Source organism: Nocardiopsis sp. KDC1DS13DA1 (genome assembly GCF_055632325.1).
This window is the reverse complement of the sequence record NZ_JBVMUY010000047.1, coordinates 139,672-151,026: the sequence shown is the minus strand read 5'-3', so window position 1 is coordinate 151,026 and position 11,355 is coordinate 139,672. Positions and strand designations below refer to the sequence as shown.

9 protein-coding genes are annotated in these 11,355 nt (G+C 72.4%); 8 read left to right on the top strand and 1 reads right to left on the bottom strand.

The window, feature by feature from the left end:
- Positions 1–257: 257 nt before the first annotated feature.
- Positions 258–791 (top strand): PadR family transcriptional regulator, encoded by a 534-nt coding sequence (locus ACTVAJ_RS27625; RefSeq protein WP_470391216.1) that lies wholly within the window; start codon positions 258–260, stop codon positions 789–791.
- Complete coding sequence (locus tag ACTVAJ_RS27620) at positions 775–1,407, top strand: GyrI-like domain-containing protein (protein ID WP_470391215.1); 633 nt, start codon at positions 775–777, stop codon at positions 1,405–1,407. The genes ACTVAJ_RS27625 and ACTVAJ_RS27620 overlap by 17 nt, the downstream gene beginning before the upstream one ends.
- 912 nt (positions 1,408–2,319) lie before the next feature.
- On the opposite strand, the gene ACTVAJ_RS27615 is transcribed toward ACTVAJ_RS27620, so the two are convergent.
- Positions 2,320–2,790 carry a DUF5655 domain-containing protein gene (locus ACTVAJ_RS27615; protein ID WP_470391214.1) on the bottom strand — a complete coding sequence of 157 codons (471 nt, stop codon included), beginning with the start codon at positions 2,788–2,790 and terminating at the stop codon, positions 2,320–2,322.
- A gap of 205 nt (positions 2,791–2,995) precedes the next feature.
- Here ACTVAJ_RS27615 and ACTVAJ_RS27610 point away from each other — a divergent pair, with 205 nt between their 5' ends.
- The 6 genes from ACTVAJ_RS27610 to ACTVAJ_RS27585 are packed head-to-tail and all read left to right on the top strand — an operon-like array spanning position 2,996 to position 11,249.
- The gene (locus tag ACTVAJ_RS27610; protein ID WP_470391213.1) at positions 2,996–4,783 is read left to right on the top strand and encodes a non-ribosomal peptide synthetase; all 1,788 of its coding nucleotides are present in this window, start codon (positions 2,996–2,998) and stop codon (positions 4,781–4,783) included.
- Positions 4,780–6,027 (top strand): cytochrome P450, encoded by a 1,248-nt coding sequence (locus ACTVAJ_RS27605; protein WP_470391212.1) that lies wholly within the window; start codon positions 4,780–4,782, stop codon positions 6,025–6,027. The genes ACTVAJ_RS27610 and ACTVAJ_RS27605 overlap by 4 nt, the downstream gene beginning before the upstream one ends.
- A complete protein-coding gene (locus ACTVAJ_RS27600) occupies positions 6,024–7,382 on the top strand; it encodes a cytochrome P450 (RefSeq protein ID WP_470391211.1) in 1,359 nt (452 codons plus the stop codon). The genes ACTVAJ_RS27605 and ACTVAJ_RS27600 overlap by 4 nt, the downstream gene beginning before the upstream one ends.
- Positions 7,369–8,136, top strand: coding sequence for a thioesterase II family protein (locus ACTVAJ_RS27595; RefSeq protein WP_470391210.1), 768 nt, complete (start codon positions 7,369–7,371; stop codon positions 8,134–8,136). Before ACTVAJ_RS27600 ends, ACTVAJ_RS27595 begins: the two co-directional genes overlap by 14 nt.
- Positions 8,129–8,953, top strand: coding sequence for a thioesterase II family protein (locus tag ACTVAJ_RS27590; protein WP_470391209.1), 825 nt, complete (start codon positions 8,129–8,131; stop codon positions 8,951–8,953). Before ACTVAJ_RS27595 ends, ACTVAJ_RS27590 begins: the two co-directional genes overlap by 8 nt.
- Positions 8,940–11,249, top strand: coding sequence for a non-ribosomal peptide synthetase (locus ACTVAJ_RS27585; RefSeq protein ID WP_470391208.1), 2,310 nt, complete (start codon positions 8,940–8,942; stop codon positions 11,247–11,249). Before ACTVAJ_RS27590 ends, ACTVAJ_RS27585 begins: the two co-directional genes overlap by 14 nt.
- Positions 11,250–11,355: the final 106 nt, after the last annotated feature.

Genomic DNA, 11,355 nt, shown 5'->3' with positions numbered 1-11,355 from the left:
ACGCGTCAGTTGCTGACCGCGGCGCCGGTGCTGGACGCCGACGAGGCACGACGCCTGCGTGCCGAGCGCGTCGAGAAGCGCAGGGCGGGCCAGCCCGTCTAGACGGCGGTACGAGAGCCGAGGCCGGTGGGGACGTGACCACGTCCCCACCGGCCTCGGCCGTGTTCGGGGACCGGTCCCCGAACACGGCCGAGGCCGACTGCCGGGCGTGGGTCCCGGAGAACCGCGCTTCTGTATTCTAGTGCTAGAATGCATGCGTGGAGCTGACACCCGCCGAACTGACCGTGCTGGGGCTGGTCATCGAACGCCCCCAGCACGGCTACGACCTGGAACAGGTCATCGAGCACCGAGGGATCCGCCAGTGGACGGACATCGGGTTCTCCTCGATCTACTACCTGCTCACCAAGTTGGAGAAGCGGGGGCTGGTCCACGTCCCGGAGGCCCCCGCGGCGGCGAAGTCCCGCCGCGTGTTCCATCCCACCGACTCCGGAAGGCGGGCCGCGAGCCGCGGCGCGCTCGCCCTCATCCAGGAGGTGCGGCCGGTGCCCCACCCGCTGCTGGTGGGCGTCGCCAACCTGCCGCTGCTCTCCGAGCGGGAGTACACCGGGGCGCTGCGCGCCAGACTGGCACGGGTGGAGGAGCGCATCGCCGCGGTGCGGGAGGCCGAACGGGTGCAGGCTCCCTCCGCGCTGGCGGCGCGTGAGGTGTTCTCGTACTCGCTGAGCCTCCTGGAGGCGGAAAGGTCGTGGCTCGCCGACCGAGCCCAGGTCCCCCATGAACAGCAAGACTGACTTCAAGAAGACCCTCGACGCCTACCACGCCGAACCGGGCCGGTTCCGGATCGCGCAGGTACCTGATCTGCGGTACCTCATGGTCGACGGCCACGGGGACCCGGGCAGCGCACCCTTCGCCGAAGCGGTCGGGGCGCTCTACCCGGTGGCCTACAAGCTCAAGTTCGCCAGCAGGCAGGACCTCGGGCGCGACTACGTCGTCATGCCGCTGGAGGGCCTGTGGTGGGCCCAGGACATGGACGCCTTCACCTCGGCGCGCGACAAGTCGCGATGGGACTGGACGCTGATGATCATGGTCCCGGACTGGATCGACCAGGACATGTTCGCCGCCGCCGTGGACCGGGCCGGGGAGCGGAACAGGCCCGCGCGCCTGGGCGACGTCCGCATGGAGACGCTGTCCGAGGGGCGTTGCGTGCAGACGTTGCACGTCGGTTCGTTCGACGACGAGGCGGACGTGCTCGAGCGGATGCACCGCGAGTACATTCCAGGCCACGGGCTGCGCATGGTCGGCAAGCACCACGAGATCTACCTCAGCGACTTCCGCAGGGTCGCCCCGGAGAAGCTGCGCACCATCCTCAGGCAACCGGTCGACACCGCCGCGTCCGGCGGTCGGTAACGCCCGACCGGCGCGAGGCCACCGGCCAGCCGGAGGAACACCTCCCCCGGGGCAGACCGGTGAGCGCGTTCTGGCCATGGATGTCCACGCAGGTCCGTGCCTCCGGATCGGCCGCCACCCGCACGGTGACGGCGGAGGGCGGCCCGTACCGGAGCAGCACACCGGTCCGTCCGTCCGCGTCGAAGTCCTCGCACGTGACGTTCTCGTCGGCGCAGTCGTGGTGGAGCGGGCGGAGGGGACCCCCTCTGTCAGGGTGCGAGGCGGACCGAAACCCCGTCGGCACGTTGGTGGGAGATTCTCCTGTCGACGGACACGGCGCTCCGGTCCTCGGAGTCCAGCACCGCCGGTGGGGCGGGCGGCCGGTGGCGTCGTGCACCCGCCGGGACCCGGTCGGCAGTCACTGGGTGAGGTGCACGGTGTTCATTGGGCGATCGCTCCGTTCGTGGGGTGAACGCGCATCGGAGCGCATGATGACAGACCGGAGGACGCGGCTGTTCGCGTTCGGCTTCCAGGTCCCCGAGCACCTGCCGGCGGGCCTGTGCCGGCACCCGGCCGACCGGGGCACGCGCTACACGGACGTGCGGTACTGGACGGAGTGCGCGAAGTCTCCGGAGGAGGGCCGATTCGACGGCCTGTTCCGCGTGGACAGCGTCGGCCGCCACGGCGTCCACGCGAGGAGCGCGGACGCCGCGCAGTTCCCGTCGAACGCCCCCCTGCGGTGGCCACGGAGCCGGGCCGTGAGCGCCTCCGCGTCACGGTGCGCGCCCGGGCCCGGGCGGCACCCCCTCGACCCACGCCGCCCTGGCGTCGAGCGTCCGGTGGCACCACCGGACGCAGGTCCTTCCGGTTCCTGACGCGTCGTGTCCCGGACGGCGGGCCGCCCCGTCGCCCGGGACGGGACTCCCGGGTTCCTCAGGTGAGGTGGGTGCCCAGGCCCACGCCGTGGGCCTCCCGCAGGTAGCCGTCCAGCTCCTCCGTGAACTGCTCCTCCGAGGTGAGGGTGAAGTGGTGGACGAGGAGCCGTTTGGTGTACGGCGACACGTGCGTGAACAGCGCGCTCTCGACACGGCGGGGCAGGTCGAGGTAGCCGCCCAGCCCCTTCCCGGTCAGCCGCACGGCGGCGAAGATCCGGCGCGGACCGCGGAAGCCCACCTGGGCGCGCACGGGGGCGTACTCGAACTCCCCGATCGTCTTCAGTCGCTCGCAGAACAGGTGGAAGAGGGGGACCACCCACTCGGGGCCGCCCTCCACGTGCTGTTCGACCGTCCAGGACCCGCAGACGTGCCGTTGGTTGCGTCGGGAGAAGACCCGCCCGCACTCGGGACACGGCCATCCCGCCGATCCGGACCCCGCGCCGCCGGTCATGTCGTCGATGGTACTCACCCTTTCCACGGGAGCGCCTCGACCAAGGTTCGGAGGATTCCAAATCAAACCGGTTGGGGTGGTTGACGCGAGACGCCGCCCTGTATCAATATAACTGCAGTTATCTACAATATAACTAAAGTTGAGAGCTTTGTCGAGTTGGTGGGGCCGCCCATCGGCCTGCTCCCACCCATCCGGCACCGATGCGCTCCGGAAGGTCATGATCTTGTCCGAACACCAGGTCATCCATCAGTTCGTCGAGCATGAGGCCGCCTTCTCCCCGGAGGCGGTGGCCATCGTCGGCACCGATGTCTCGGTCGGCTACCGGGACCTCAACACGCGGGCCAACCGCCTGGCCCGGGAGCTGCGCGCCCGGGGCGCCTCCCGGGGCTCCCGAGTGGCGGTCGCCCTGGCAGACACCGAGGACTTCGTCGTCGCCGCCCTCGCGGCCCTCAAGACCGGCGCCGCCTACGTCCCCATCGACCCCGGCTACCCCCGGGAACGCCGAAAGTTCATGATCGGGGACAGCCGCTCCGACCTGGTCGTCAACGAGACCGGTGAGGCGTACGATCCCTCCGTCTCCGCCGTCGGGGTGAACGCCCCCGAGCTGGCGGACCACCCCGGGGACGACCTCGGCGTCCCCGTCTCCCCCTTGGACCCCGCGTACGTCATCTACACCTCGGGTTCCACCGGCAGGCCCAAAGGCGTGGTCGTCGACCACGCCGCTGTGGTGGGACTGCTGTCCTCCGACCCCCGCCTCGCGGTCGGCCGGGGGCAGACCGTCGCCCACCTCGCTCCCACCTCCTTCGACGCCTCGACCTTCGAACTCTGGGCGGCCCTCACCGCGGGTGGTACGGTCGCGGTCCTGGCCGACCGCGGAGTCTCGATCGAATCGCTCGGCCGCGGCCTGCGCGAGCGCCGCCCGGACTGGATGTTCCTCACCACGGGGCTCTTCCACCTGCTGGTCGACCGGGACCCCGACGCCCTGGCCGGTGTCGGCGTACTCATCACCGGCGGCGACGTGCTCTCCCCCCGCCACGTGCGGACCGCGGCGTCGTCCGTGGGTGGCCGCCTCTACGCCGCCTACGGACCGACGGAGACCACGGTGTTCGCGTCGCTGCACGCCGTCGACCCCGGGCGGGAGCAGCCCCGGGTCCCGCTCGGCAGCGCCCTGCGGAACACGACGCTCCGGATCCTGGACGGTGACCTCCGCGAGGTCCCCGTCGGCACCGGGGGCGAGATCTACATCAGCGGCGAGGGGCTGGCCCACGGCTACCACGACCGCCCAGCCACCACCGCCGGGGTGTTCCTTCCCGACCCGTACTCCTCGGATCCCGGCGCGCGCATGTACCGCACCGGTGACCGGGGCAGGCGCCTCCCCGACGGGGAATTCGACTTCCTGGGCCGCGTCGACCGCCAGGTCAAGGTCCGGGGGTTCCGGATCGAGCCCGCCGAGATCGAGATCGCCCTGGCCGCGCACCCCGACGTCGGCTCGGCCGCCGTGGCCGTCGCCGTCCACGCCCGGGGGGACAAGCGCATCGCCGCCTACGTCGCCCCGTCCGGGGCCGTCGAACCGACGGTGCCCGGGCTGCGGGAGTGGGTCGCCGACCGGCTGCCCGCCCACATGGCGCCGCACAACTACCTGGTCCTGGACCGGCTGCCCCTGGACCCCAACGGCAAGGTGGACCGCGGGTCCCTGCCGGCCCCCTGGACCTCGCGGTCCGAACTCGGCCTGGCCCAGGACTACGTCGCGTCCCGTACCGACACCGAGCGGCTCGTCGCCCGGACCGTCGCCGACGTCCTGGGCCTGGACGAGGTCGGCCGCCACGACGACTTCTTCGAGATCGGCGGCGATTCGCTCAGCAGCGTCCGGGTACTGGAGCATCTGCGCGCAGAGGGCCTGAACGTGAGCGCGCGCGAGTTCTTCGCCGACTCCACCCCGGCCGCACTGGCTGCGGTTCGCGACGACTCCCCGGTGTCCGAGTGCCCCGCCCTGAACGAGGCGATCGCGTGAGGATCACGGTCCCCGGACCCGACGAACGGGTACCCGTCGACGAGATCGACCTCTACGACCCGCGGACCTTCCGGCGCGAGTGCCGGCACGCCGTCTGGCGGACGCTGCGGGAGGAGGCCCCGGTCTGGTGGCAGAAGGCGCCCAACGGTACCGGTTTCTGGTCCCTCACCCGCTTCGAGGACTGCGACCGCGTCCTCAAGGACCCCAGGACCTTCACCTCCGAGCACGGCACCATCCTCGCCTCGGTCGGGGTGGGGGACACCGCGGGCGGCCAGGCCGTCACCGTCTCCGACCACTCCACGCACCGGCAGCTGCGCGGCCCCGTCCTGCGCAGACTGAGCCGCTCGGTCATCCGTGCCTGCGGGCCGGAGATGGAGGCCGAGATCGAACGGCTCGTGCGACCGCTGCTGGAGGAGGGGGAGGCCGACTTCGCGGCGCTGATGCATCGGATGCCCATGGCGATGCTCGCCCCGATGATGGGTGTGCCCCCCGAGTTGCGCGCGGAGATCGCCCACTGGTCGGCTGTCAGCATCGCACCCGACGACCCCGAGCTCAACGGGGGGGCCTCGGTCGCCGCGATCTCCCGCCGGGCGCACCTCGAACTGTTCGACCTGTTCGGCGAGGTGATCCGGTACCGGCGCGGACAGCCGGGCGAGGACGTCATGACCAGCCTCACCACCCTACTGCTCGACGGCCGGCCGCTGACCGACCAGCAGGTGGCGCTCAACTGCTACAGCCTGGTGATGGGGGCCCACGCCACCACACCGCACGTGGCCGCGCACACCCTGATGACGCTGATCGAGCGCCCCGACCTGTGGGACGCGGTGCGGGCCGACCCCGGTCTCGTCCCGGGTCTGGTCGACGAGGGCACCCGCTGGACATCGCCCACCCACCACCTGGTGCGGCGGGTCACCGCGGACACGGAGATCGCCGGTGTGCACCTGGCGGAGGGGGACTGGGTGTGCGCCTGGGTCGGCTCCGCCAACCGCGACGAGAAGGTGTGGGACGACCCCTACGAGTTCCGCCCCGAACGCCCGGCCCACGCCCACCTCGGCTTCGGTGCGGGCCCGCACTACTGCATCGGCTCCCACGTGTCGCGGGCGGCGCTGACCGCCCTCTTCACCCTGCTGACCCGGCGCTACGAGCGCATGGAGCTGGTGGCCGAGCCCGTCCACCTCCTCTCCAACTGGATCAACGGCATGAACCACATGCAGGTCTCCGGCGACCTGGGGAAGGCGTCATGAGAAACACCGGACCGGAGGAGTCCCTCACCGGGGTTCCGCACGACCAGATCGACCTCTTCGATCCCGAGCGCTTTCGTTCCTCCTCCCAGCACCCGTCCTGGCGGACGCTGCGGAAGGAGTCTCCGATGTGGGAGCAGACCGGCCCCGACGGGGCCAGGTTCTGGTCGGTCACCCGCTATGAGGACGTCCTGCGGGTGATCAAGGACCACCGCACCTTCGGCTCCGAGCACGGCACCATCCTCGCGGTCCTGGGCGGGGACCGGGCCGGGGGGAAGACCATCAATCTGATGGACCGACCCCGGCACACCGCGATCCGGGTGCCGACCATGCGCCTGCTGTCCACGCCGGCGATGACCAGGAGCACCGACCTCGTGCGCGAGCGGGTCCGCGAGATCCTTCGCGAGTGCCGGTCCGAGGGCACCGACGACCTCGCCCCGCTGATGCACCGGCTCCCCATGGCGGTCGTGGGCGACGTCATCGGGGTTCCGGAGGAGCTGTGGCACGACGTGGCCCGTTGGGCCATGGCTGGGGTGGCGCCCGAGGACCCCGGTTACCTGTCGGAGTCCGAGGAGGCGACCCTCAAGGCCGCACACTTCGAGCTGTTCGCCCTCTTCCACGACCTGGTGCGCGAGCGCAGGACCAGGCCCCGGGAGGACGTCATCTCGGCCCTGCTCTCCGTCGAGGTCGAGGGCCGCAGGCTCACCCAGGAGGAAGTGATCCTGAACTGCTACAGCTTCGTGATGGGTGCCAACACGACCACCCCCCACGTGGCGAGCCACCTGCTCCTGGCGCTGGCGGACAACCCCGAGGCGTGGAACACGCTCCGGGAGGGGCGGGCCACCCCGGCCCAGGCGGTGGAGGAGGGCGTCCGCTGGGCCACGCCCACCAACCACCTCGTGCGCCGCACCAACGTCCCGGTGCGCCTGGCCGGGACCGACCTGGGGGAGGGCGAGCTGGTCTGCGCCTGGGTGGCCTCGGCCAACCGGGACGAGTCCGTCTTCGACCAGCCCTACGTCTTCGACCCCACCCGTTCGCCCAACCCCCACGTGGGCTTCGGCAACGGCATCCACTACTGTAACGGCGCCCCCGGCGCCCGCCTCGTCGTCCGCCTGATGCTGGAGGAGGTCCTGACGGGCACCGACCGGATCGAGCGGACCGGTCCCGTGGAGCACCTGTACTCCAACTTCATCAACGGGATCACCCGCCTGCCGTTGCGCCTGCACACCGCCTCGGCTCCCCGGCCGCCGGTCCTGGCCGCCGCCGCGCCCGCGGCGCGACGCGCGGAACCGGTCATGACCGCCGTGCCGGGGGCGAGCTGCCCCGTGACCGGGGAGGTGGCCGATGGCCTCCTCTGAACGCGCCTCGTCCCGCTGGTTCCTGCGCGGCGTCCCGGAAAACGGCGACCACGTGCTGTTCGGTTTCCCCTACGCCGGGGTCGGCGCCTCCTCCTACCGGGACTGGCCCGCACTGCTGGGTGAGGGGGGCTTCTGCGCCCTCCAGCCCCCCGGCCGCGAGAACCGGATCGCGGAGGAGAACCCGCCCACCCACGCGGACTTCGCCGACCAGCTCGTCGAGGCACTGCTCCCGCACCTGGACCGCCCGTACGCCTTTCTCGGGCACTGCGGGGCCTTTCCCTACATGCTGGAGACGGTCTTCCGGCTCCGGCAGTTGGGGCTGCCGCTGCCGGTCGAGGTGTTCGCCTCCTCCTGGGGCGCCCCGCATCGGGGCCTGTACGGGGCGCTGAACTTCATCGACCTCGAAGGGACGGACATGGTCCGGGAGGTCGGCGCCCTCGCGGAGCGGATGGGCAGGCCCCTGCCCGCCGAGCTCGCCGAACTGGCCGCCGAGACCATGCTCGACGACCTCAGGGTCCAGCGGGGCTACCGCTACGACGGCACGCCCCCGGTCCCGGTTCCGGTCACCCTGGTCGGCTGGACCGACGACGACGTGGTCCCGGCCGGAGGGCTCGACGAGGGCTGGTCGGACTGCGCGGAGGTCTCCTACCACCTGTTGGATGGGGACCACGGCGCGTTCCTGCGCTGTCCCCGGGCCCTGCGGGACCTGATCACGGACCGCATGGGCGCGGCTCTGGGGAGGCATCTTGTCTGAGCGAGAGGCGTCCGACGCCCGGCGCTGGTTCCGAGGGCTGGGCTCCCGGCCGGAGGCCCGGACACGGCTCTTCTGCCTCCACTACGCGGGGGGCGGCGCGTCGATGTACCGTCGCTGGTCCGAGCGCCTTCCCGATACCGTGGAGGTGGTCGCCGTCCAGCTCCCCGGCCGGGAGAACCGCCGTGCGGAGCGCCCCTACGACAGTATGGGCCCCCTCGCGGATGACCTGGCGGACCTGCTCACCCCCCACCTCGACGTGCCCTACCTGTTCTTCGGGTACAGCATGGGTGCCAGACTCGGCTGGGTGCTCTCCCGCCTGCTGCGCGGGCGCGGCGCACCCGTGCCGGCCTCCCTGGTGGTCGCGGCCAGCCCCGGGCCGTGCCTCCGCACGCCGGTGAGCGGGTGGGACGGCACCGACGGGGACCTGGTCGACTACCTGCGTGATCTGGGCGGGACCCCGCCGGAGGTGCTGGACCAGCCGGACCTGCTGTCCCTGCTCCTGCCCACGGTCCGCGCCGACCTGACGGCGGTGGCCACCTGGCCCTACGAGGAGGCGCCGCCCCTGGACACACCCGTCCACGCGCTGGCCGGGTCCGAGGACGCCTACGCCTCCCCGGAGCGGATGCTGGCCTGGGGGCGGGAGACGGCGGGGGGATTCCGGCTGAGCGTCCTGCCCGGCGGGCACTTCTTCGTCGACTCCGCCTCCCGAGCGGTCCTGGAGCTGGTCGAGCGGGAGGTCGCCGCGCTGCCCGGGACGGAGCGGTGGCCGGTCCCCTCCGCGTCCCGTGAAGGAGGTGCCGTCCATGCGCGCGTGTGACGTTCTGCCGGGCGAGCTGGAATCGAAGGTCACCGCCACGGCCGGGAGGCTGGGCGCGAGCCGGGCCGAGGTACTGGCCGCAGGGTTCCTGGCCCTGATGTCGCGCGGCGGCGCCCGGGCCCCGGAGTCCTTCCGGATCCGCTCGGGCACGGACGAAGGGTACCGCGAGTTCGGCCCGGTTCCCGCCGTCACCGCCTTCTCCGCGCTGGTACGCGCGGTGGGGGAGCAGGGCATGCTCGGCCCCGACCTGCGCTGCTCGGCTGCCAGCGGCCCCGGACCGCGGACGGACGATCTCACCTTGACGGCGGAGCCCTTCCGCGGCGGTCTGCGCATCCGGTGGGAGGGCCTGTCCCCGGACGGGCCCGACGGCGGCGGTCGGGCGCTGGCCGACCGCTACCTCCACCTGCTCGGGGAGGCGGCGGCCGCACCCGACACCCGGATCGGGGAACTCCCGGTGCTTCCACCGGATCAGCTGGAGCTGCTGGAGCGGTGGTCCGGAACCCCCGACCGCTTTCCCGGGGGGACCCTCGTCCACGAACTGTTCGAGCGGCGGGCCCGGACGGCTCCGGACGCCCTCGCCGTCCAACGCCAAGGTGACCTCCTCACCTACGGGGAACTCAACGCGCGGGCCAATCGGCTGGCCCGAGCCCTGAGAGAGCGGGGCGCCGCACCGGAGCGCACCGTGGCCCTCCTGATGGAGCGGTCGGTGGAGATGTTGGTCGCCTTCCTGGCCGTCTTCAAGTCCGGGGCGGCGGCGGTCCTGCTCGACCCGGGGCACCCCCGCGCCCGGGTGGAGCGCACCATCGCCACCGCCCGCCCCCGGGTCCTGCTGACGCTGGACCGGCTGGGACCGCCGCCCGACTGCGGGACGACCTGCGTCCTGGCGGTGGACCGGGAGCCCGCGGAGGTCGCCGCGCTGCCCGACGGCGACCTCGGGGTCCGCCTGCACCCCGACGCGGTGGCGTACGTGGTCCACACGTCCGGTTCGACCGGGGAGCCCAAACGCGTCGCGGTCCTGCACCGGTCCGTGGCCCACTCGGTGCGCACGCACCGGGAGGGGCACCGGATCACGGAGCAGGACCGGGCGGCCTGGCTCGCCCCGCCCGGCGCGTCGGTGTCGGTCGGTGAACTGTGGCCGTACCTGGCCTCCGGAGCCAGTGTCCACCCCGCCGAACCGGACGTGGTCGCCTCTCCGCGGGCGTTGCGCGACTGGATCCTCGCCGAGCGCGTCACCACGGCCTACGTGAGCATGCCGCTCGCGGAGGACCTGTACACGCTGCCCTGGCCGGGGCGCGCCTCTCTGCGGCTGCTCACAGTGGGCAGCGACAAGGTGCGCCGCTGGGCCGACCGGGGCCTGCCCTTCGAGGTCGCTGTCTCCTACGGTTCCTCGGAGGCCAACGGGGTGAGTAGCTGCCTGGTGCCCTGGGAGGATCGCCTGACCAGTGCCACGGCCGGACCCGGGGACCGGGACGGGCCGCCGCCGGTGGGGCGCCCCTGGCCCGGGGCCCGCCTCCGGTTGCTGGACGCACGGATGCGCCCGGTTCCGCCGGGTGCGGTGGGTGAGCTCTACGTCGGTGGCCCGGAACTGGCCCGGGGGTACCTGGGCGCTCCGGGGCTCACGGCGGAGCGCTTCGTGCCCGACCCCTGCGGCCCGCCGGGGTCGCGTCTGTACCGCAGCGGCGACCTGGCCTGCTTCGACGCCCAGGGGCGTCTGCACCACCGGGGCCGGGTCGACCACGAGGTCAAGGTGCGGGGGTTTCGCGTCCACCCGGGCGAGGTCGAGGCCGTCCTGCTGGAGTGCCCCGGGGTGCGGTCGGCGGTCGTGGTGCCGGTCTCCCACCCCTCCGGGGGGCTGCGCCTGGCGGCGCATCTGGTGGCCGACGGGACCGGGACCGACCAGGTGCGCGTCCACGCCGAGGACCGGCTGCCGTCGCATCTGCTCCCGTCCGCCTACAACCTGCTCGACGCCCTGCCCACCACGGTCAACGGAAAGGTGGACCGGGCCGCGCTGCCGGAGGTCTCGTGGGAGGCGGACGCCTATGAGGCGCCTCGGGACGCACTGGAGCGCGAGCTCGTGGGGATCTTCTCGAAGGTCCTCGACGTGGAACGGGTTGGGATCAGTGACGACTTCTTCCACCTGGGCGGGGACTCCCTGGCGGCGACGCGGTTGACCGAGCTGATCAGCACGGGACTCGGCCACCGGGTCAGTCTGCGTGCCCTGCGCAGGCACCGGACTCCGGCCGACCTCGCGGACCTGCTGCGGGCCGAGGGAGCCGCGACCGTCGGCGCGCTCTGAGGGGTTCGGTGAGGGGCCGGTCGGGGTGGGCCCACCCCGACCGGCCCCTCACGCGTTCCCCGGTCGGATCTCCGAAAAAAGAGGCACGCCTGCACATAGAACAGGG

Bases quoted from the DNA above. Each gene is read 5' to 3' on its own strand.
- ACTVAJ_RS27595 (WP_470391210.1), top strand. From the start codon at position 7,369: ATGGCCTCCTCTGAACGCGCCTCGTCCCGCTGGTTCCTGCGCGGCGTC.
- ACTVAJ_RS27620 (WP_470391215.1), top strand. From the start codon at position 775: ATGAACAGCAAGACTGACTTCAAGAAGACCCTCGACGCCTACCACGCC.
- ACTVAJ_RS27585 (WP_470391208.1), top strand. From the start codon at position 8,940: ATGCGCGCGTGTGACGTTCTGCCGGGCGAGCTGGAATCGAAGGTCACC.
- ACTVAJ_RS27600 (WP_470391211.1), top strand. From the start codon at position 6,024: ATGAGAAACACCGGACCGGAGGAGTCCCTCACCGGGGTTCCGCACGAC.